The 19,395-nt window shown below is 63.2% G+C and carries 22 protein-coding genes; 14 read left to right on the forward strand and 8 right to left on the reverse strand.

Annotated features, from left to right (window positions below):
* Positions 1-28: 28 nt before the first annotated feature.
* Positions 29-679: a GNAT family N-acetyltransferase gene (locus E2H86_RS02060; RefSeq protein ID WP_133324193.1), complete on the reverse strand. Its 651-nt coding sequence runs from the start codon at positions 677-679 to the stop codon at positions 29-31.
* 161 nt (positions 680-840) lie between these two features.
* Here E2H86_RS02060 and xthA point away from each other — a divergent pair, with 161 nt between their 5' ends.
* Positions 841-1,653: an exodeoxyribonuclease III gene (gene xthA, locus E2H86_RS02065; RefSeq protein WP_133324194.1), complete on the forward strand. Its 813-nt coding sequence runs from the start codon at positions 841-843 to the stop codon at positions 1,651-1,653.
* 60 nt (positions 1,654-1,713) lie between these two features.
* Here the strand turns inward: xthA and E2H86_RS02070 are convergent, their stop codons facing one another.
* Both E2H86_RS02070 and E2H86_RS02075 read right to left on the reverse strand, forming a co-directional pair.
* The gene (locus E2H86_RS02070) at positions 1,714-2,466 is read right to left on the reverse strand and encodes an anti-sigma factor family protein (protein ID WP_133324195.1); all 753 of its coding nucleotides are present in this window, start codon (positions 2,464-2,466) and stop codon (positions 1,714-1,716) included.
* Complete coding sequence (locus E2H86_RS02075; protein ID WP_133324196.1) at positions 2,463-2,984, reverse strand: sigma-70 family RNA polymerase sigma factor; 522 nt, start codon at positions 2,982-2,984, stop codon at positions 2,463-2,465. The genes E2H86_RS02070 and E2H86_RS02075 overlap by 4 nt, the downstream gene beginning before the upstream one ends.
* Positions 2,985-3,116: 132 nt before the next feature.
* On the opposite strand from E2H86_RS02075, the gene E2H86_RS02080 reads away from it, so the two are divergent.
* Positions 3,117-4,163, forward strand: a complete 1,047-nt coding sequence (locus E2H86_RS02080) for a catalase family peroxidase (protein ID WP_133324197.1) — start codon at positions 3,117-3,119, stop codon at positions 4,161-4,163.
* Positions 4,160-4,693 (forward strand): cytochrome b, encoded by a 534-nt coding sequence (locus tag E2H86_RS02085; protein WP_133324198.1) that lies wholly within the window; start codon positions 4,160-4,162, stop codon positions 4,691-4,693. The genes E2H86_RS02080 and E2H86_RS02085 overlap by 4 nt, the downstream gene beginning before the upstream one ends.
* A 43-nt stretch (positions 4,694-4,736) precedes the next feature.
* On the opposite strand, the gene E2H86_RS02090 is transcribed toward E2H86_RS02085, so the two are convergent.
* A complete protein-coding gene (locus E2H86_RS02090; RefSeq protein WP_243744020.1) occupies positions 4,737-4,895 on the reverse strand; it encodes a transposase in 159 nt (52 codons plus the stop codon).
* A gap of 53 nt (positions 4,896-4,948) precedes the next feature.
* Between E2H86_RS02090 and E2H86_RS02095 the strand changes: the two genes are divergently transcribed.
* From E2H86_RS02095 to E2H86_RS02105, 3 genes are all read left to right on the forward strand, one after another.
* Complete coding sequence (locus E2H86_RS02095) at positions 4,949-6,151, forward strand: MFS transporter (protein WP_133324200.1); 1,203 nt, start codon at positions 4,949-4,951, stop codon at positions 6,149-6,151.
* A 96-nt stretch (positions 6,152-6,247) separates the two neighbouring features.
* Positions 6,248-6,793: a cupin domain-containing protein gene (locus E2H86_RS02100; RefSeq protein WP_133324202.1), complete on the forward strand. Its 546-nt coding sequence runs from the start codon at positions 6,248-6,250 to the stop codon at positions 6,791-6,793.
* A 14-nt stretch (positions 6,794-6,807) separates the two neighbouring features.
* A complete protein-coding gene (locus tag E2H86_RS02105; RefSeq protein WP_133324204.1) occupies positions 6,808-7,401 on the forward strand; it encodes an eCIS core domain-containing protein in 594 nt (197 codons plus the stop codon).
* A gap of 32 nt (positions 7,402-7,433) precedes the next feature.
* Here E2H86_RS02105 and E2H86_RS02110 read toward each other — a convergent pair whose 3' ends face one another.
* On the reverse strand, positions 7,434-8,438 hold the full coding sequence (locus E2H86_RS02110) for a bile acid:sodium symporter family protein (RefSeq protein ID WP_133324206.1): 1,005 nt from the start codon (positions 8,436-8,438) through the stop codon (positions 7,434-7,436).
* 104 nt (positions 8,439-8,542) lie between these two features.
* Here E2H86_RS02110 and ampC point away from each other — a divergent pair, with 104 nt between their 5' ends.
* Together ampC and E2H86_RS02120 are read left to right on the forward strand one after the other, a co-directional pair.
* Complete coding sequence (gene ampC, locus E2H86_RS02115; protein ID WP_133324208.1) at positions 8,543-9,679, forward strand: class C beta-lactamase; 1,137 nt, start codon at positions 8,543-8,545, stop codon at positions 9,677-9,679.
* A gap of 299 nt (positions 9,680-9,978) precedes the next feature.
* A complete protein-coding gene (locus E2H86_RS02120) occupies positions 9,979-10,311 on the forward strand; it encodes a hypothetical protein (RefSeq protein ID WP_133324210.1) in 333 nt (110 codons plus the stop codon).
* Between the two features lie 46 nt (positions 10,312-10,357).
* Here E2H86_RS02120 and E2H86_RS02125 read toward each other — a convergent pair whose 3' ends face one another.
* From E2H86_RS02125 to E2H86_RS02135, 3 genes are all read right to left on the reverse strand, one after another.
* Complete coding sequence (locus tag E2H86_RS02125; protein ID WP_133324212.1) at positions 10,358-10,663, reverse strand: hypothetical protein; 306 nt, start codon at positions 10,661-10,663, stop codon at positions 10,358-10,360.
* Between the two features lie 139 nt (positions 10,664-10,802).
* Entirely contained in the window at positions 10,803-10,991 is a 189-nt protein-coding gene (locus tag E2H86_RS02130; protein WP_133324214.1) for a hypothetical protein, read from the reverse strand.
* A 157-nt stretch (positions 10,992-11,148) separates the two neighbouring features.
* Positions 11,149-12,036: an EamA family transporter gene (locus E2H86_RS02135; RefSeq protein ID WP_133324216.1), complete on the reverse strand. Its 888-nt coding sequence runs from the start codon at positions 12,034-12,036 to the stop codon at positions 11,149-11,151.
* Between the two features lie 240 nt (positions 12,037-12,276).
* Here E2H86_RS02135 and yghU point away from each other — a divergent pair, with 240 nt between their 5' ends.
* From yghU to E2H86_RS02165, 6 genes are all read left to right on the forward strand, one after another.
* Positions 12,277-13,116, forward strand: a complete 840-nt coding sequence (yghU, locus tag E2H86_RS02140; protein ID WP_133324218.1) for a glutathione-dependent disulfide-bond oxidoreductase — start codon at positions 12,277-12,279, stop codon at positions 13,114-13,116.
* Positions 13,117-13,277: 161 nt separating this feature from the next.
* Positions 13,278-14,981 carry an amidase gene (locus E2H86_RS02145; RefSeq protein ID WP_133324220.1) on the forward strand — a complete coding sequence of 568 codons (1,704 nt, stop codon included), beginning with the start codon at positions 13,278-13,280 and terminating at the stop codon, positions 14,979-14,981.
* A gap of 88 nt (positions 14,982-15,069) precedes the next feature.
* Positions 15,070-15,753, forward strand: a complete 684-nt coding sequence (locus tag E2H86_RS02150; protein WP_133324222.1) for a helix-turn-helix transcriptional regulator — start codon at positions 15,070-15,072, stop codon at positions 15,751-15,753.
* Positions 15,750-16,667 (forward strand): pyridoxal-phosphate dependent enzyme, encoded by a 918-nt coding sequence (locus E2H86_RS02155; protein WP_133324224.1) that lies wholly within the window; start codon positions 15,750-15,752, stop codon positions 16,665-16,667. The genes E2H86_RS02150 and E2H86_RS02155 overlap by 4 nt, the downstream gene beginning before the upstream one ends.
* 186 nt (positions 16,668-16,853) lie before the next feature.
* Positions 16,854-17,951, forward strand: a complete 1,098-nt coding sequence (locus tag E2H86_RS02160) for a carboxynorspermidine decarboxylase (protein WP_133324226.1) — start codon at positions 16,854-16,856, stop codon at positions 17,949-17,951.
* A 32-nt stretch (positions 17,952-17,983) separates the two neighbouring features.
* Positions 17,984-19,228 (forward strand): saccharopine dehydrogenase family protein, encoded by a 1,245-nt coding sequence (locus tag E2H86_RS02165; protein WP_033698250.1) that lies wholly within the window; start codon positions 17,984-17,986, stop codon positions 19,226-19,228.
* Positions 19,229-19,395 lie beyond the last annotated feature (167 nt).

Genomic DNA, 19,395 nt, shown 5'->3' on the forward strand with positions numbered 1-19,395 from the left:
CCGCTCAAGGGAGCGGCCTGGGCGAAGTTCACACGGGTGTCGCTTTTGAAGAGGAAGGATTCGGATGAAAGAACACCCGCTCTCGTATTGGTCCTACCGCAATTTCACCGATTTCCTCATAGCCCTGGCGCTGGTAGAACGCCAGGTAATGCTCATTGCCGGTGTCCAGCACCACCCCTTGGGTGGTCGGATCCTCGGCACACCAGTCGTGCACAGCCTGTAACAATTGCTCGCCATAATGCCGCCCCTGGAATTGCGGATGCACCCCGAGCAACGGCAGAACATGGACCGGGTCGGTCGGCAGGCAACCGGCCAGTGCGGCCTGGTAATCCATGAAGCGCCGAGTACAGCGCAAGCCAGTACCCAACATCATGCGCAGACGCCAGGCCCAACTGTCGACGACGCCAAGCCGGCGCCGGGGCGGTACGATCAGGGCAAGGGCGATGAGGCGGTCGTCGAGCAGCAGGCCGATGGCTGGCAACTGCAGGTAGAAATGCTGGCGCACCCATTCCCGCACCCAGGTGCGCAGCCGCCGCTCGTAGCCAGGGCGTTGCGCCTCGAACAGGTAGGCGAAGGTGGGCTCATGGCGGTAAGCGTTGTACAGCAACGAGCGCGCCTCACGGCGAAAGCCGCCGTCCAGTTGGCAGACCGTTGCCTGCGGGGCATGGGTATCGGGCATCGCGCTCCTCCTTGGAAAGATTCGTTCAGTGCCTTGGAGGCGCGTAGAGGCGCATCGTTCAGCCTCATCAGCACGTTAGCAGTCACCTTAACAGGCCGCCACGCTGGTGATGAGGGTCGATGTCGGCTAGCATCGCGCCTTTTACCAGGATCATCTTTGCCATGAAGATCGTCTGTTTCAACATCAACGGCCTGCGTGCCCGCCCGCACCAACTGGCGGCGCTGATCGACAAGCATCAGCCGGACTTGATCGGCCTGCAGGAAACCAAGGTCAGTGACGATCAGTTCCCGCTGGCAGATGTCCAGGCGTTGGGCTATCACGTGCATTACCACGGCCAGAAAGGCCACTACGGCGTCGCCCTGCTCTCGCGCAAGCCTCCCCTGGCGTTGCACAAAGGCTTTGCCACCGATGAAGAGGACGCCCAGCGGCGCTTCATCTGGGGCACGTTCGAAGACGCCGACGGCAATCCGATCACCGTCATGAATGGCTACTTCCCCCAAGGCGAAAGCCGCGACCACCCGACCAAGTTCCCGGCCAAGCAGCGTTTCTACAGTGACCTGCAGGCCCTGCTCGAAGGTCAGTTCACTGCCGAACAGCCGCTGCTGGTGATGGGTGACATGAACATCTCGCCCCAGGATTGCGATATCGGCATCGGCCCGGACAACGCCAAGCGCTGGCTCAAGACCGGCAAGTGCAGTTTCCTGCCCGAGGAACGCGAGTGGATGGAGCGCCTGAAGAACTGGGGCCTGGTAGACAGTTTCCGCCACCTGCACCCGGAGGTAGCCGACCGTTTCAGCTGGTTCGACTATCGCAGCCGCGGTTTTGAGGATGAACCCAAGCGTGGTCTGCGCATCGACCTGATCATGGCCTCTCAGGGTTTGCTGCCACGGGTCAAGGCGGCGGGCGTCGACTACGAGCTGCGCGGTATGGAAAAGCCATCTGACCACGCACCGATCTGGCTGGAGCTGGGCTGATGCCAGCGGCCCCGTCGCCTGTAGCCGGCTGACCGGCGATGGGGCCTTGGCAGTCTTGGCCTACAACCCCAAACGCAACGCCTGCCCTACCCCTGCCCCGCGCGCATCGTCCGCGGCACTGACCAGGGCAAAGTTGTACGCACCATGGGACCAGTAACGCGCCTCCAACTGCCCATCTACACGCTGCCCATCGGGCATGCGCCCGAACAGCTTGCCGGGCGAGCGCATGAACAGGCTGATCCGCCGCCCCTGCTCGTCTTCGAACACCAACAGCGCTGCCGGCCCCTGTTCGTTGCTGAGCAATCGTGCACCTACCGGTGCGAAGCCATAGCCGCCGAGGTCCGGCAGCGGACCCACCTGGTCGAAATGCTGGCCTAGCCAGGCACGGAGCATAGCCGGATCGCTGGCCTTGACATCCAGCGCCTGGCTGGCGGCAAACATGCGGTGCGCCTGCAGCGCATCGGCCATGGGCAACACACTGTCCACCAAAGCCATGTCCCTGGCCTGCCAACCGCCCAGCCCACCTACGCCGAGGGCTACCAGCAAGACTGCCGCCGATGCCCAGCGGCGCTGACGACGCTGGCGCAACTGCCGGCGCAATCGGCTCAGATCCAGTTGGGGCGCTCCTGGCAACTCACCCATCCCGGCTAATGCAGTGCGCAGGCGCCGAGCGTCGCTGCGCCAAGCCTCGACGCGCAGGGCCTGTTCAGGATTGGCAGCCAGCCACGCCTGCACCTCGGCCCGTCGCTGCGGGTCCAGGCGCTCGTCGATATACGCATGCAGTTCGTGCTCGCTGGGAATCAGGCGCGTCATTTCAGCCTCCGCAAGGCCGGGGGCGGCGGGTTGCCCTCGGTCAATTCACGTAACGCGGCGCGGGCGCGCGACAGGCGCGACATCACCGTACCAATGGGTATGCCCAAGGCTTGGGCGGCCTCTTTGTAACTCAGTCCCTCGACACTGACCAACAGCAGCAATGCCCGTTGTTCCGCACTCAGACGGGCGAAGGCTCGCAAGTCGGCCTGGGCCATGACGATGCTCTCGGTGTCGCTGGCCAGCGGCTCGCTGGCAGCCTCGCCGAGGCCGAACCAGGACAGCCAGCGGGCGTGCAGGCGCTCACGACGTTTACCGTCGAGGAACAGCCGATACAGGATGGTGAACAACCAGGCGCGCAGGCCATCGGCATCACGCTGCTGGTCGCTGCGGCTCAGGGCCCGCTCGACCGTAGCCTGGACCAGGTCATCGGCACCACCGGCATCGCGGGTCAGCCAGAGGGCAAAGCGACGCAGGCGTTGCAGCAGCTCGCGCCACTGGGTGTCATCCAGCTCATGCATGGCAAGATTCCGGGCTTTGGATGTGGGTCAGTGTAAGAGGCAGACGTCTGAGCAGGAAATCTATTCCCAGGCAGGGAATAAGTTTTGCCCTGCCGCGTCGTACACGCACCTCAACTGCAATGGACACATGCCATGAAAGCTCCCCTGCACGGTCTGCCCAAGGCGTTGCGCCTTGGCGGGATCGGCGCGACATTGCTGGCGCTGGGCGGCGCCTTCGCCTATGCCGCCGGCTGGGTCGGTGGCCCCGCGCTGACCCCGCAGCGCATCATCGACACTTTCGAAGCCCAGGCCGGTCATCATCCAGGCTATCGGAAGAACCACGCCAAGGGCCTTTGCGTCAGTGGTTACTTCCAGGCCAGTGGGCAGGCTGCCGCACTCTCCACCGCCCGCGTGTTCAGCCAGGCCCGGGTACCGGTGATCGGCCGCTTCGCCATCGGCGGCGCCAATCCCTTCGCGCCGGACACCAGTGTTCCAGTGCGCAGCCTGGCGCTGCAGCTCAGCAGCGATGACGGCCAAGTCTGGCGCACTGGCATGAACAATCCGCCGGTACTGGCGGTGAGCACGATAGAAGGTTTCTACGATCAGGTACTGGCCAGCGCACCGGACCCAGCCACTCGCAAACCCGACCCGGCCAAGCTGCAAGCCTTCTTCGCTGCCCACCCGGAAAGCGCGGCGTTTCGCCAGTGGGCCGCCAACTACAAGCCGAGCGACAGTTTTGCCAACACCCAGTACCACAGCATCAACGCCTTTCGCCTGATCGATGCGCAGGGCGCCGAGCATCCGGTGCGCTGGCAGCTTGAGCCGCAGGCCGCTTTCACGCCCCTGCCGGGACAGGTTGACGACAAGCAGTTCCTCCAGCACGACCTGCAGCAGCGCCTGGCCCAGGGGCCGCTGCGCTGGACCCTGCGCCTGACCCTGGCCGAACCCGGCGATGCCGTCGACGATCCCGCCCGTCCCTGGCCAAGCGAACGACGCAGCGTCGACGCCGGCACCCTGGTGCTGGAAAAGGTCGACGGGCCAGAACAGGGTGCTTGCCGCGATCTGAACTTCGACCCGCTGATCCTGCCGAGCGGTATCCGCCCCTCCGCCGATCCGATCCTCGCGGCGCGGTCGACCGCCTATTCGGAGTCGTTCAACCGCCGCAGCCGAGAATCGCTGCAAACCGGAGCCCGCCCATGAAACCTCAAGCCTTCCACCCCGTCGCACGCCTGCTGCATTGGCTGATGGCGCTACTGATCCTGGCCATGCTGTTCATCGGTGTGAGCATGGTCGGCGACCTCTCGCCCCGGCACACTTGGCTGCTGCCCCTGCACAAGGCCATTGGCCTGGCATTGCTGGTGCTGGTACTGGTACGCATTGGCCTGCGCCTGACCCTTGCGCACCCGGCCCTGCCCACCGACCTGCCCCCCGTGCAACGGTTCGCTGCGGGTGCCTCGCACCTGCTGCTGTACGGTTTGATGCTGGCCATGCCGCTGTTGGGATGGGCCATGCTGTCGGCAGGTGGCTATCCGCGTCCGCTGCAATTGCCCGCCATCGCTCCCCATGACCTGCAGCTGTATGCCATGCTGCGACAGGCCCATGGTTGGGCGGGCTATCTGTTGTTCGCTACCGTCCTGGTCCACCTTGGCGCAGCCCTGGTGCATGCCTGGGTACGTCGGGACACGGTGATGCGCAGCATGTGGCCTGGGCCGTTGGGGCGTAGCGAATAGCGGGTCGACATCGGGTAAGCATTCTCTTGACATCCTCCCCGCCCTAAAGGACGGGGATTCCTACAGGTAGACGGCCATGCCCGACCGCGAGAATGTTCTTCGCCGCGTTAATGTCGCGGTCGTGAGTGACACCACACTCACAAGTCCATTCTCTTATTCCAAGGCCTGTCCTACCTTTCGGACTACTGGGCGGAGTTCGCACGCCTCGCTATCCCTTCCCGCACTAAAGTACGGGGTATCTCGCGGAGAAAACCGATGAACGTCGCCCAGGACCCTGCCAATCTGTCCGCCTCCCGCCTGGACCTGCGCCCGCTGCTGCTGGCGAACATGGCCTGTACCATGTCGATGATGGCGTTCGTCGCCCTGATCGGACCGATCGCCCGGCTGCTCGGCATGGCCACCTGGCAGGCCGGCGCGGCGGTTACCGTGGCTGGCGTGGTCTGGGTGCTGCTGGCAAGGCCCTGGGGGCGAGCCGCCGACCGCCTTGGACGGCGGCGCATTCTGTTGCTGGGCAGCGCCGGCTTTACCCTGGCCTACTGGCTGATGTGCCTGTTCATCGAAGGCGCCCTGCGCTGGCTGCCAGGGGCGACCCTGGCGTTCGTCGGCCTGATCATCGCCCGTGGCTGCATCGGAGCGTTCTATGCCGCGATTCCGGTAGCGTGCAATGCCCTGATCGCCGACCATGTCGAGCCACGCCGACGGGCTCGGGCCATGGCCTCACTGGGTGCAGCCAATGCGGTCGGCCTGGTGGTCGGCCCGGCGCTGGCCGCGCTGCTGGCGCGACACAGTCTGAGTTTGCCGTTCCACGTAATGTCGCTGCTGCCTGCCGGGGCCTTTCTCTATCTACTGTTGCGCTTGAGAACACGCCCCTTGCCCCACAACCATGCGCCTAGCCCGGTACACCTGGCTGATCCGCGCCTGCGCCGCCCCCTGCTGGTGGCCTTCAGCGCCATGCTGGCAGTGACGGTATCGCAGATCGTGGTCGGTTTCTTTGCCCTCGACCGCCTGCAACTGAGCCCGGCCGAAGCTGCCCAGACGGCCGGCATCGCCCTGACCACGGTGGGCGTGGCACTGATTCTGGCGCAGTTCCTGCTGCGGCGGCTGGAATGGCCACCGCTGAAGATGATCCGGGTGGGCGCCAGCGTTTCGGCGCTTGGTTTCGCCTGTGGCGCGGCGGCCACCTCCGCCTCCTGGTTGTGGGCCTGCTATTTCATTGCCGCGGCGGGCATGGGCTTCGTCTTCCCGGCCTTTTCCGCACTGGCCGCCAACGCCATGCAAGCCAACGAGCAAGGCGCCACGGCCGGCTCGATCGGCGCAGCCCAGGGCATGGGCGCAGTGATCGGACCATTGGCCGGGACCCTGGTCTACGCCCTCGATCCGCGCCTGCCGTTCCTGGCAGTGGCTGCGCTGTTGCTGCTGGTCGGGCTGTGGCCGATGCCACGCGTCAAACTAGCCTGAGAAGCACAGCGCGCAAGCGAGCAGAGTATGTTTTAATGCCTCGCCCATTATTTTTGACACCTTTGACAACCCTTCTTTTCTGACTTCAAGGCGGCTATGGACACGGGGACACGACTCAAACTGGTGCGTGAACGCAATAACCTCTCCCAGCGGGAACTCGCCCGCCGCAGTGGGTTGACCAACTCGACCATTTCGCAGATCGAGCAGAACCGCGTCAGTCCATCGGTCAGTTCGCTGAAAAAGCTGCTCGAAGGCATCCCCATGACCCTGGCTGAGTTCTTCAGCTTCGACGAGCCGGTTCGCGAGGAGCGTTTCGTGTTCCGCGCCGGCGAGCAGCCGGACCTCGGTCGCAACGGCCTGCGTATGCTGCTGGTCGGGGCCAGTGTCGAAGCGCGGCAAATGCGCATGTTGCGTGAGCTCTACGCCCCGGGCGCCGATTCGGGCGAGCCGATCGTGCACGCCGAAGGCGAAGAATGCGGCCTGGTGACCCGAGGCACGGTGGAGTTGTGGGTCGATGGCCAGGTCAGCGTGCTGAACTCTGGCGATGGCTACTACATCCCGACCACCCTGCCGCACAGCTTCAAGAATATCGGCCCCGACGAGGCCGAGATCATCAGCGCCAACACCCCGGCCAACTTCTGACCGCAGGCGCCCCGATGAGGCACCTCCTCCTGCTGGCCAGTCTGCTGCTGGCGCTCCCGGTATCGGCCGAACAAGCCTGCCCCGAAGGACAATATCCGGTGTGCCTGTTGGGGTGCTTCTGCGCCCCGATCGATCCAGGCCAGGCTGGCCAGGTGCTCAAGGATGTCGAGGTGATGGCCTCGGCCAGTCTTGCCTTTGCCTTGCGCCAGGCGCGCGACCAGGCGGCTGCCCTGGGCAGCGAACCGATCCCTTTGCATATCCGTGCGCAGCTTGAGCCGTGGTACGACTTTGCCGTGCTGGACGCAGCGCGCTACCGGGTTGGCGACGAGCAACAGCTCAGTGCGGCCAATGCCATGCTGCAGAACCCGGATGTAAATGCGGTCACCTTGATCGACACGATCGTGTTCCGCCATGCCGACGATGCCGAGGACAACGTGGCGTTGTGGGCCCACGAGCTCAAGCATGTCCAACAGTACCAGGAGCTGGGCGTCGAAGCGTTCGCCCAGCGTTACACCCGCGACTACCAGGCGCTGGAGGAGCCGGCCTATGCGATCGAGGCCGAGGTGAGAAAGGCATTGCGTGGACGCAGTTCAGGGCACGCACGCTGAGCGCGCCCTGCCATTATCAATGGCCCTGCGACTCAAGGCGCAGCGGTCGCCTGCTCCGCCGCCACTTCACGGCTGGCATAGCGCTGCGCCAGGACCGCACAGACCATCAGTTGAATCTGATGAAACAGCATGAGCGGCAAGATCATCGCGCCAATGCCGCTGCCGACGAACAATACCTGCGCCATCGGCACCCCCGTGGCCAGGCTCTTCTTGGAGCCGGCGAAGACGATGGTGATGCGATCCTCCACGCTGAAGCCCAGTACCTTGCCGAGCAAGTGGGTGCCGAACAGCACCACCGCCAACAGAATGCCGCAAACGGCAAACAAACCTGCCAGGTGCTGGGACGACACCGTATGCCACAGACCCGTGACCACCGCTTCGCTGAATGCGGTGTAGACCACCAGCAGAATCGAGCCCTGATCCACCAGCTTCAGCCAACGGGCGTTGTGCTTGACCCAAGCGCCAATCCAGCGGCGCGCAATCTGTCCGGCCACGAATGGCACCAGCAATTGCAGGGTGATCTTGAGCACGGCATCCAGGCCGGAGCCGGTGTCGCCACTGGCGCCGAGCAGCATCATCACCAGCAGCGGAGTGAGGAAGATGCCGATCAGGCTGGAGGCAGCAGCGCTGCAGATGGCCGCGGGGACGTTACCGCGCGCCAGCGAGGTGAAAGCGATGGCCGATTGCACGGTGGCTGGCAGCGCGCAAAGGTAGAGAATCCCCAGGTACAGCTCGTTACCGACCAGCGGCACGAACAATGGCTTGAAGGCCATGCCCAACAGGGGGAAGAGCACGAAGGTGCAGGAAAACACCAGCAGGTGCAGGCGCCAGTGCCCGGCGCCGGCGATGATCGCTTCGCGCGACAATTTCGCCCCGTGCAAGAAAAACAGCAGGCCGATGGCCAGGTTGGTCAGCCAGCCGAAATAGACAGCGCCATCGCCCGAACAAGGCAGCAAAGTGGCGATCGCTACAACGCTGAGCAAGGCCAGGGTGAAGTTGTCGAACAACATCCGCACATACTTCATAACAGTTTCCATCTTGTCGTTGTCCAAACCGCGACGATACCGTCTGCTGTTGCTTCCTGCTAACGCCAGAGCTCCCGCCGATATCGCTCAACGGACACCCTTTCAAAGGATCGACCATGTCATTCACCCGCCTCACCCTCACTCTGCTGGCCTTGTCCAGTCCCTTGGCCCAGGCTGCCGAGCCGCTACAAACCCAGGTCGACGACGTCATCGAGCCGCTGATGAAAGCCGAAGGAATCACCGGCATGGCCGTAGCGGTCTACACCCATGGTCAGGCGCATTACTTCAGCTATGGCGTGGCGAGCAAACTCGAGCGCACGCCGGTAACCGCCGACACGCTGTTCGAGATCGGCTCATTGAGCAAGACCTACACCGCCACCCTCGCCGCGCTGGCCAGCGCCGAAGGCTCGCTCGACCTGACCGCCCAGGCCCAGCGTTATCAACCGGCATTGGCGGGCAGCGCCTTGGGCAAGGCCAGGGTGCTGGACCTTGGCGCCTACAGTGCCGACTGCCTACCCCTGCAGTTTCCCGACGAGGTACGGACCGACGCCCAAGCGCTGACCTTCCTTCAGCGCTGGCAGCCGCACAGCCAACCCGGCAGCCAGCGCTGTTACTCCAATCCGAGTCTGGGGCTATTCGGCGATCTGGCCGCCCGCGCACGGCATCAGCCCTTCGCCACACTCATGACCCAGGACCTGTTGCCGCGCCTAGGCCTGCATCACACCTACCTACAGGTCCCAGCCGAGGCCCAAGGGTTGTATGCCCAGGGTTACGATGCGCAGAACCGCCCGGTGCGGGTAAGCCCAGGCCCCTTCGCCGATGCAGCCTACGGTATCAAGACCAGCGCCCGAGACCTGCTCCGTTACGCCCGCCTGCACATGCAGCCCGCCGAACTGGCGCCAGCACTGCGCCAAGCCGTGGACATCACCCAGCAAGGCTATTTCGAGGTCGGAGCCATGACCCAGGGCCTGGGATGGGAACGCTATCCCTACCCCGTTTCGCTAGCGACGCTGATCGACGGCAACGGCCCACAAATGGTCCGTGAACCGCAGGCTACCCAGCGCCTGGATCCGGCGCTGCCACGTCAAACTGCGGCCTGGTACAACAAGACCGGTTCGACCAATGGTTTTGGTGCCTACGTGGCGTTCATCCCTGGGCAGAACAAGGCGATCGCCTTGCTGGCGAACCGCAATTACCCTAACGAAGCCCGGGTGCGCGCCGCCTATCAGATCCTCTCTGAAGCGGACCGGTGAGTCACTTTCATCAGGATTGTCCGACACGATGTAGTGCCAAAAAAAATTCACTACAAAACTGTTGACGCCGCCAATCGCCCTTGGGCATGATGAGGCCGTCTCCCCGATCGGGAGCGGTGGCAAGGGTGTTCCAGACGGCCTGCGCGGTAACGCAGGCCGTCCGTGGAGAGGGAAACTGTCCAAAAGGCAGCGTGAGAAAGCCCCTGTTGCGATGCTGCTGTAGCAGCCTAGGTAGTGCGCTACACCGAGATAGCGCCAACTGAGAAAAATCAACAACGAATGGGTAATAGGGGCTTTATATGATGAACTTGAACAACAATCCCACGATCGACCAACTGGCCCAGCTGTTCGCCGCACGCAAGGACAGCATGGATGACCACCTGCTGTGGGTCAGCCAAACCGGCGAAGTGCGCCTCGACCGCCTTCCGCCCAATACCATCGAAGATGAATTCGAAGAGCACCTGCCCAGCATGCGTGCACGCTTCAAGGTCTACCGCCGTGGCCAGGGCTACGTCGGCAAGAAGGCCGCCGCCGACACCGAGTTCGTTGGCCGCCTGCTACAGACCCTGCAACAAGAATGGCCCGCCGCCCGTGAGCAGCAGGCAGTGAAGGTGATCGAGCCGCTCAACTGAATCGCTGCACCGATACTCGAGCCCGGCCAGTGATGGCCGGGCTTTTTCATGCTCGCAACTTTGCCGCGACCGGTTCCGGCAAGGCAATTGCCCCCGTGGCCAAGGCGCGGGCGCGGTCGACCCCCCATACCATCGCACGGGTCATGGTCTCGCCCGGACGAGCGCGGTAATACTCCTCTACCAGGGCCTTGCCATCCGGGGCATACAGCCCGATGAACAATTGCGTGGCGCCCAGGCGCGACAAGCGCACCTGGACATCGAAGGTGGTGCCATCGCTCAATGCTTCATCATGGCAGCGGCTGTGCAGCTGGGCATCGGCCCATTGCCAATAGGTCTTTTCCCTGACTCGCATGGATAACGCTCTCCTTTGCCGTTGTACCGCGCAAGGATTTCACAAGCGCCTGGCTTCAGCGAGAGCGAAGCGACGTTACCATGAGCAGGATCAACCAATTCCTACAAAAACCCCGCCATTCGGCGGGGTGTGATGGGTTTCAACGTTTCTGTGGTATGCGGGGAGTGAAGCGGCCCTTCTTGGCACGCTGTAGATGTGCCGGCTGCAATTGCTCCGATTCGTCCAGGGTCATGTGGGCGAAGCCGAGGCGGTAAGCGGCTTGACCGCAACGTACCTGGCTGTTGATCGGGAATGCGTCGTTCATGTCTTCGTAAAAGGACTCGCTCATGCCCTGTCTCCCTCCAGCGGCGACCCTGCCGGCAACCAGATCGGTTGCCTGAAAGAACGGGGCCGATGAAATGAGACTAGCCGGTCATTTGCAGACTACCTGGGCAAAACATGCGGCAGCCGACCAGTGGCTCAATGCCAGCTCATCCTCGCCACGCTCACTGGGCGCTCACGGCCCGCAAGCGCTGGCCGAGCTTGGGCCCGAACACGTTGACCAGCAGGCCGGCCATTACCAACAAGGCACCCCAGCCCTGCATCGGTGTCAACCGCTCGCCCAACAACCAAGCCGAGGAGCTCAGGCCGATCACCGGCACCAGCAGCGAAAACGGCGCCACCTTGCCAGCCGGATGGCGCGACAGCAGCTTGCTCCACAGACTGTAGCCAAGCATGGTGGCGACGAACGCCAGGTAAGCCAAGGCCAGAATCGAACTCCAGCTGATGTTGACCAGCGCCTGGCCGATACGCTCAGGGCCTTCAAGCCACCACGACAACGCCAGGAACGGTAGCGGTGGAATCAGCCCGCCCCAGATCACCAGCGCCACCAGGTTCACCGAACCGAAACGCCGGGTGATGATGTTGCCCATGCCCCACATGGCTCCACCGCACAAGGTCAGGAGCAAGGCCACCAGCGGTACATGACCGCTGTCCTCGCTGCCGATCAGCGCCAGGCCACTGGCCGCCACCAACAACCCCAGCACGCTGGCCACACGCAAACGCTCACCCAGAAACAGCGCGGCGAAGCCCAGGGTGAAGAACGCCTGCGACTGCAGCACCAGCGACGCCAAGCCGGGAGGCATGCCGCTGTACATAGCCTGAAAGAGAAAGGCGAACTGCCCCAGCGAGATGGTCGCGCCATAGGCGATCAACCACCGCCACGGCAGATTGGGTCGTTTGATCAGGAAGATCGCTGGGAAAGCGACAAGAAGGAATCGCAGCGCGCCCAGCAGCATCGGAGGCAACCCGTCGAGGCCGACCTTGATGACCACGAAATTGACTCCCCACGCGATGATCACCACCAACGCGGTCAGCAGGTCCTTGAGCGGCATTGCAGCATCCTTTTTCAGGCTTCGAGACATATTTCGTTACAGCATAAGGCCATTCCCAAGCCAAGGACCAGCACAGTTACCGAGCAGCCTTGCGCAACAGTCCGCTGTTATGCCCGGCAAGGCCCCCTCTCGGCGGGAGCGCCCCGCTGGTTGTTCATTTGCGCTCGCCAGCGAACCCGTGGCATAGATGCAGGTCCACGTCTTTACCTGAATCATTGCGCCATTGAAGGAGAACCGTGCATGAGCAAGTCCCCCTACACCCCACCCAAGGTCTGGCGCAATGACGCGGCCTCTGGCGGCCAATTCGCCAGTATCAATCGCCCAGTGGCCGGCGCGACCCACGACAAGGACCTGCCCGTGGGCAAGCACCCCTTGCAACTTTACTCCCTGGCCACTCCCAACGGCGTCAAGGTCACCATCGCTCTGGAAGAGTTGCTCGCCCAGGGCCACACGGATGCCGAATACGATGCCTGGCTGATCCGCATCGGCGAGGGCGACCAGTTCGGCAGCGGCTTCGCCCAGGTCAATCCCAACTCGAAGATTCCCGCCCTGCTCGACCGCAGCGTAGAACCGCCGGTGCGGGTGTTCGAGTCAGGCTCGATCCTGCTGTACCTGGCGGAAAAGTTCGGTGCTCTGTTGCCCACGGCCCCGGCCGAGCGTACCGAGGCGCTCAACTGGTTGTTCTGGCAGATGGGCTCGGCGCCCTACCTGGGCGGCGGCTTTGGCCACTTCTATGTCTATGCGCCAGAAAAGTTCGAATACGCCATCAACCGCTTCACCATGGAAGCCAAGCGCCAGCTGGATGTGCTCGATCGACGTCTGGCTGAGAGCCGCTACCTGGGCGGCGACGCGTACAGCATCGCCGACATCGCCGTCTGGCCCTGGTACGGCCAACTGGTGCGCGGCAATCTGTATGGTGCCGCCGAGTTCCTGGCCGTGCACGAATATGTCCACGTGCAGCGCTGGGCCGAGGAAATCGCCCAGCGCCCGGCGGTACAACGTGGCACCCGGGTCAACCGTACCTGGGGCGATGAGGCGAGCCAGGTGGCGGAACGACATTCGGCGGCAGATCTGGACTGACGGCCTGAGCCCTATCGCCGGTGCGCTGGCGATAGGGCAATCCCGCCGCAACAATGCCCCCATGCAAAAATCCATTTCTGCCGCGCAAACCTGCTTACCCTAATCCCTTCTTGTACACTCCTCGCATAAGCCCAAACCTGCACAATCTTTTTGGTGAAAGCATGATCGAGGTAACCGAGGTTTCCATTGCCGAGCTGCGTGACGCGCTCGAGTCTGGCCGCACGACGGCAGTCGAGCTGGTCAAGGCCTACTTGGCGCGCATCGACGCCTATGACCCGGCCGGCACCGCTACCGCGCTGAACGCCGTGGTCGTCCGCAATCCCGAGGCGATCAAGGAGGCCGAAGCATCCGACGCCCGTCGCGCCAAAGGCGAGCTTCTCAGCCCGCTCGACGGCATTCCCTACACCGCCAAGGACAGCTATCTGGTCAAAGGCCTCACGGCAGCCTCCGGCAGCCCGGCGTTCAAGGACCTGGTCGCCCAGCGCGACGCTTTCACCATCGAGCGCCTTCGCGCTGCCGGCGCCGTGTGCCTGGGCAAGACCAACATGCCGCCGATGGCCAATGGCGGCATGCAGCGCGGTGTGTACGGTCGCGCAGAGAGCCCTTACAACGCCAACTACCTGACCGCACCGTTCGCCTCAGGCTCCTCCAACGGCGCAGGTACCGCGACTGCCGCCAGCTTCAGTGCCTTCGGCCTGGCCGAGGAAACCTGGTCGAGCGGGCGTGGCCCGGCCTCGAACAACGGGTTGTGCGCCTACACCCCTTCCCGTGGCGTGATCTCGGTGCGCGGCAACTGGCCACTGACGCCGACCATGGACGTGGTAGTCCCCTACGCCCGCACCATGGCCGACTTGCTCGAAGTGCTCGATGTGGTGGTCGCTGACGATGCCGACACCCGCGGCGACCTCTGGCGCCTGCAGCCCTGGGTGCCGATTCCGGCGGCCTCCTCGGTGCGCCCGGCCTCTTACCTCGACCTGGCGATGGACGCCAGCAGCCTCAAGGGCAAGCGTTTCGGCGTACCGCGCATGTATATCAATGCCGACCCCGAAGCCGGTACCTCGGAAAAGCCAGGTATCGGCGGCCCGACTGGCCAGCGCATCCACACCCGCGCCAGCGTCATCGCGCTGTGGCAGGCGGCGCGCCAGGCCTTGGAAGCAGCCGGGGCCGAGGTGGTCGAAGTGGACTTCCCGCTGGTGTCCAATTGCGAGGGCGATCGCCCTGGTGCACCGACCGTTTACAACCGGGGCATCGTCAGCAAGGCGTTTCTGCACGATGAACTGTGGGAACTGTCGGGCTGGGGCTTCGACGACTTCCTGCGCGCCAATGGCGATCCCAAGCTCAACCGTCTGGCCGACGTCGACGGGCCGCAGATATTCCCGCACGACCCAGGCACCCTGCCCAACCGTGAAGACGACTTGGCCGCCGGCATGGACGAATACGTCAACATGGCCAAGCGCGGCCTGAAGACCTGGGACCAGATCGAGACCCTGCCGGACGGACTGCGCGGCCTGGAGGCGACCCGCAAGCTGGACCTGGAAGACTGGATGGACGATCTTGGTCTGGACGCGGTGCTGTTCCCGACCGTAGCCGACGTCGGCCCAGCCGATGCCGACGTCAATCCGGCCTCGGCAGATATCGCCTGGAGCAACGGGGTCTGGGTGGCGAACGGTAACCTTGCCATCCGCCACCTGGGCGTGCCGACGGTGACCGTGCCGATGGGCGTGATGGCGGATATCGGCATGCCGGTTGGCCTCACCTTTGCCGGCAAAGCCTACAGCGACAACGCATTGCTGAGCTACGCCGCGGCGTTCGAGTCGACCGGCTCGCGCCGCATGATCCCGCCGCGCACCCCCGCGCTGGGCTGAATCGCTGGCATCTTCGAGGGTAATCGGTGATCGCCATATTCAACCTTTTGTGCAAAAATACACAAAAAGTTGAATATGGCGATCATCCATGCCCCTGTCTCTCGTTGAAGAGCGTCAACTCACCCTCACTGTCCTGAAGGCCGCCATTCAGGCCTTGGGTAGCGTCGCTCCAGGCAACCTGGAAATCCTCCTGCACGACCTCGACCATCCGGAACAGTCCGTGGTGGCAATCGTCAACGGCCATCTTTCTGGGCGGACGGTCGGCAGCCCGATCCTGGCCGCCCCCGAACAGGACCAGGGTTTCAAGGCACTGATGCAGGCCACTGCCGAACAGCAGGGTTGCGACCCTGTGGTACTGCCCGATTACCCCACCTACCTGAAGGGCCGCAGCCTACGCAGCGCTACGGCGATCTTTCGCGACAGCAGCGGTCATCCCTTCGCCAGTCTATGCGTCAACACCGACGTCACCGGCCTGGACGCCGCCATGCGCTTTCTGCAGCAGCTCCAGCCGTTGGGCGCCACACCCGCGCAGAGCCCTGCCGATGAGCCCGCCGACATGGCCCTGTTGATGAGTGAAATCATTCAGGACTCGTTGCAGCGCTCAGGCCAGGGCCGGATGAACAAACAGGCCAAGGTCGAAGCCGTGCGCGTCATGCAGGAGCGCGGGCTGTTCATCGTCAAAGGCGGCGTGGAAAAGGCCGCCGAGGCCTTGGGTGTGACCCGCTACACCGTATACAACTATCTCGAGCAACTGCGCGGAGCCAAGCCATGACCTTACATATCAATACGCCCCTGATCGAATCGCGCCCGCTCTCCCTCACCGCTGAACGCTCCATATGGCTCAAGCTCGAGGCCTTGCAACCCTGTGGCTCGTTCAAGCTACGCGGCGTCGGCCATGCCTGCGAGGTGCACCATGCCCGTGGCGCGCGTCGATTCGTATCGTCTTCGGGGGGCAATGCGGGCCTTGCGGTTGCGTACGCCGGGCGCAAGCTGGGCGTGCCGGTGACCGTCGTGGTGCCCGAGACCACCACCGAACGGGCGAAAGAACTGCTGCGCCAGGAAGACGCCAATGTGGTCGTGCACGGCAGCTCATGGCAGGAGGCCAACGCCCTGGCGCAAACCTTGATCGGCGCTGAAGATGCCTTCATTCATCCGTTCGACGACCCCCTGCTGTGGGCCGGGCATGCCAGCCTGATCGATGAAGTGGCGGCAAGCGGATTCAAGCCTGACGCAGTGGTCCTGTCGGTAGGCGGCGGTGGTCTGCTCAGCGGCGTGGTCGAAGGGTTGACGCGCAATGGTTGGCACGATGTGCCGGTCCTGGCGGTAGAAACCGACGGCGCGGCATCCCTGCATGCGGCGATGCAGGCAGGGCATACGGTGGAGCTGGAGCGAATTGATTCGGTCGCCACTTCGCTGGGGGCCAAGCGCGTTGCCGAGCAAGCGATGACGTGCACGCGTCGGCATCCGGTGCAGAGCCACCGGGTCAGCGACCGGGCAGCGCTGGAGGCATGCGAGCGGTTCCTGCTCGATCATCGCGTGCTGGTGGAGCCGGCCTGTGGGGCGGCGTTGGCCTTGGCGTATACGCCGGGTGCGTTGGGCAGTTACCAGCAGGTGCTGGTGGTGGTCTGTGGTGGGGCTACGGCGACGCTGGAGCAGATTCGGGCGTGGTTGGAGGGGTGCGCTTGAGGGTTGTGGTGCAGCGGTTACCCGAGATAGTCACATAGTCCTGCTCTACTGAACCTGCCATGCACGGAAAAAATCCGGCGAATCGCCAGCATCGCTGACGAAATGCGTGTTCCGCCCTTTCGATATGCGGCAAGGGAAGGCACAATGCGTGTCCTTTTTTTGGCCGGCCTGGCCGGGGGCCTTTAAATGATCAAGACGCCGTACTACCTCATCGACAAAACCAAGCTGCTGGGCAACATGGAGAAGATCGCCTACGTGCGCGAACACTCCGGCGCCAAGGCACTGCTCGCCCTCAAGTGCTTCGCCACCTGGTCGGTATTCGACCTGATGCAGCAGTACATGGATGGCACCACTTCCTCGTCTCTTTACGAGCTCAAGCTCGGCCGTCAGAAGTTCGCCGGCGAGACCCATGCCTACAGCGTGGCCTGGGCCGACGATGAGGTCGAGGAAATGCTCGATAACTGCGACAAGATCATCTTCAACTCGATCGGCCAGTTGCAACGCTTCGCCGAACAGTCCGAAGGCAAGGTCCGCGGCCTGCGGGTCAACCCCCAGGTAAGCAGCTCCGACTACCTGCTGGCCGACCCGGCGCGCCCGTTCAGCCGCCTCGGTGAATGGGATCCGGAAAAGATCGAGCAGGTCATCGGGCAGATTTCCGGCTTCATGTTCCACAACAACTGTGAGAACGGCGACTTCGGTCTGTTCGACAAGATGCTGTCGCACATCGAAGAGCGCTTCGGTCATCTGCTGCACAAGGTTGAGTGGGTGAGCCTCGGTGGCGGTATCCACTTCACCGGCGAAGGCTATGCCCTGGACGCATTCTGCGCGCGCCTGAAAGCCTTCTCCGAGCAGTACGGCGTGCAGGTGTACCTGGAGCCGGGCGAAGCCGCCATCACCAACAGCGCCTCGCTGGAAGTGACCGTGCTCGATACCCTGTACAACGGCAAGCACCTGGCCGTGGTCGATAGCTCGATCGAAGCGCACATGCTCGACCTGCTGATCTACCGCCTCAACGCCAAGATGGCCCCCAACGCCGGCGAGCACACCTATATGGTTTGCGGCAAGTCGTGCCTGGCCGGCGACATCTTCGGCGAATACCAATTCGAGCGTCCGCTGGCCATCGGCGACCGCCTGTCGTTCGTCGACGCAGCGGGCTACACCATGGTCAAGAAAAACTGGTTCAACGGTCTGAAGATGCCGGCCATCGTCGTCAAGCAGCTCGACGGCAGCGTCGAAGTCAAACGCGAATTCGGTTTCGAAGACTACGTTTCCAGCCTGTCGTAAGACCGGCTTTCAAGTAAGGAGCAAGGGATAAATTGAAGAAGAACGTTCTTATCATTGGTGCAGGAGGTGTCGCCAAGGTGGTGGCCCACAAGTGCGCGCAGCATAACGACGAACTGGGTCGTATTGCCATCGCGTCACGGAACATCTCCAAATGCCAGGCCATCATCGACAGCGTCAAGGCCAAGGGTAGCCTCAAGGTACCCGCCGACATCCAGGCCTTCTCGCTCAATGCCCTCGATGTCGAGGCAACCAAGGCGCTGATCCGCGAAACCGAATCGCAAATCGTCATCAACGTCGGTTCTGCCTTCCTCAACATGTCGGTGCTGCGTGCCTGCATCGATACCGGTGTCGCCTACCTGGACACCGCCATCCACGAAGAGCCGGGCAAGATCTGCGAGACCCCGCCGTGGTACGGCAACTACGAGTGGAAACACCTCGAAGAGTGCCAAGAAAAGAACATCACCGCCATTCTCGGCGTCGGTTTCGACCCGGGTGTGGTGAACAGCTACGCCAAGCTGGCGCAGCAACAGTATTTCGACCGCATTGATTCGATCGACATCCTCGACGTCAATGCCGGTTCACATGGCAAGTACTTCGCCACCAACTTCGATCCGGAAATCAACTTCCGCGAATTCACAGGTCAAGTCTGGAGCTGGCAGAACAGCCAGTGGACCAGCAACACCATGTTCGAAGTCAAGCGTACCGACGACCTGCCGGTGGTCGGTTCGCAGAACCTGTACCTGACCGGCCACGACGAAGTCCATTCGATCTCGAAGAACCTCAACGTGCCGAACGTACGGTTCTGGATGAGCTTCGGCGAGCACTACATCAATGTGTTCACCGTGCTGAAGAACCTCGGCCTGCTCTCCGAGCAACCGGTGAAAACCGCCGAAGGTCTGGAAGTGGTACCGCTGAAAGTGGTCAAGGCGGTGCTGCCGGATCCAGCCTCACTGGCCCCCGGCTATACCGGCAAGACCTGCATCGGCGACCTGGTCAAAGGCACCAAGGACGGCCAGCCACGCGAAGTCTTCATCTACAACGTGGCGGATCATGAAGAAGCCTACGCTGAGACCGACAGCCAGGGCATCTCCTACACTGCAGGCGTTCCACCTGTGGCGGCGGCCTTGCTGGTCGCCCGTGGCGAGTGGGATGCCAAGCGCATGGTCAATGTCGAGGAGCTGCCAGCCGAGCCGTTCCTCAAAGCCTTGGACGTGATGGGCCTGCCCACCCGCGTCAAGGATGAAAAAGGCGATCGTCCTTGGGACGCTGAAGCCTAAGCGGTTCACGAAAGGGGCGCCAATCGGCGCCCCTTTCATTTTTCCGGCATTGGTTTGCCCGATTCCTCGGTCCCCTCCCCGTTCGTCGCCGCCGCCTCGCATGAGGCTGAACGGCAACCGTCCTCCTGCCCTCGGAAGTGCAGGCCCGCTCGCCATGAGCCTGGCCT

The organism is Pseudomonas putida (assembly GCF_004357765.1).
Taxonomy (GTDB): domain Bacteria; phylum Pseudomonadota; class Gammaproteobacteria; order Pseudomonadales; family Pseudomonadaceae; genus Aquipseudomonas; species Aquipseudomonas putida_U.

What these genes read in the sequence shown, in the direction of transcription:
- E2H86_RS02060 (WP_133324193.1), bottom strand. Translation starts at nt 679, where the DNA reads ATGCCCGATACCCATGCCCCGCAGGCAACGGTCTGCCAACTGGACGGC.
- xthA (WP_133324194.1), top strand. Translation starts at nt 841, where the DNA reads ATGAAGATCGTCTGTTTCAACATCAACGGCCTGCGTGCCCGCCCGCAC.
- E2H86_RS02070 (WP_133324195.1), bottom strand. Translation starts at nt 2,466, where the DNA reads ATGACGCGCCTGATTCCCAGCGAGCACGAACTGCATGCGTATATCGAC.
- E2H86_RS02075 (WP_133324196.1), bottom strand. Translation starts at nt 2,984, where the DNA reads ATGCATGAGCTGGATGACACCCAGTGGCGCGAGCTGCTGCAACGCCTG.
- E2H86_RS02080 (WP_133324197.1), top strand. Translation starts at nt 3,117, where the DNA reads ATGAAAGCTCCCCTGCACGGTCTGCCCAAGGCGTTGCGCCTTGGCGGG.
- E2H86_RS02085 (WP_133324198.1), top strand. Translation starts at nt 4,160, where the DNA reads ATGAAACCTCAAGCCTTCCACCCCGTCGCACGCCTGCTGCATTGGCTG.
- E2H86_RS02095 (WP_133324200.1), top strand. Translation starts at nt 4,949, where the DNA reads ATGAACGTCGCCCAGGACCCTGCCAATCTGTCCGCCTCCCGCCTGGAC.
- E2H86_RS02100 (WP_133324202.1), top strand. Translation starts at nt 6,248, where the DNA reads ATGGACACGGGGACACGACTCAAACTGGTGCGTGAACGCAATAACCTC.
- E2H86_RS02105 (WP_133324204.1), top strand. Translation starts at nt 6,808, where the DNA reads ATGAGGCACCTCCTCCTGCTGGCCAGTCTGCTGCTGGCGCTCCCGGTA.
- E2H86_RS02110 (WP_133324206.1), bottom strand. Translation starts at nt 8,438, where the DNA reads ATGGAAACTGTTATGAAGTATGTGCGGATGTTGTTCGACAACTTCACC.
- ampC (WP_133324208.1), top strand. Translation starts at nt 8,543, where the DNA reads ATGTCATTCACCCGCCTCACCCTCACTCTGCTGGCCTTGTCCAGTCCC.
- E2H86_RS02120 (WP_133324210.1), top strand. Translation starts at nt 9,979, where the DNA reads ATGATGAACTTGAACAACAATCCCACGATCGACCAACTGGCCCAGCTG.
- E2H86_RS02125 (WP_133324212.1), bottom strand. Translation starts at nt 10,663, where the DNA reads ATGCGAGTCAGGGAAAAGACCTATTGGCAATGGGCCGATGCCCAGCTG.
- E2H86_RS02130 (WP_133324214.1), bottom strand. Translation starts at nt 10,991, where the DNA reads ATGAGCGAGTCCTTTTACGAAGACATGAACGACGCATTCCCGATCAAC.
- E2H86_RS02135 (WP_133324216.1), bottom strand. Translation starts at nt 12,036, where the DNA reads ATGCCGCTCAAGGACCTGCTGACCGCGTTGGTGGTGATCATCGCGTGG.
- yghU (WP_133324218.1), top strand. Translation starts at nt 12,277, where the DNA reads ATGAGCAAGTCCCCCTACACCCCACCCAAGGTCTGGCGCAATGACGCG.
- E2H86_RS02145 (WP_133324220.1), top strand. Translation starts at nt 13,278, where the DNA reads ATGATCGAGGTAACCGAGGTTTCCATTGCCGAGCTGCGTGACGCGCTC.
- E2H86_RS02150 (WP_133324222.1), top strand. Translation starts at nt 15,070, where the DNA reads ATGCCCCTGTCTCTCGTTGAAGAGCGTCAACTCACCCTCACTGTCCTG.
- E2H86_RS02155 (WP_133324224.1), top strand. Translation starts at nt 15,750, where the DNA reads ATGACCTTACATATCAATACGCCCCTGATCGAATCGCGCCCGCTCTCC.
- E2H86_RS02160 (WP_133324226.1), top strand. Translation starts at nt 16,854, where the DNA reads ATGATCAAGACGCCGTACTACCTCATCGACAAAACCAAGCTGCTGGGC.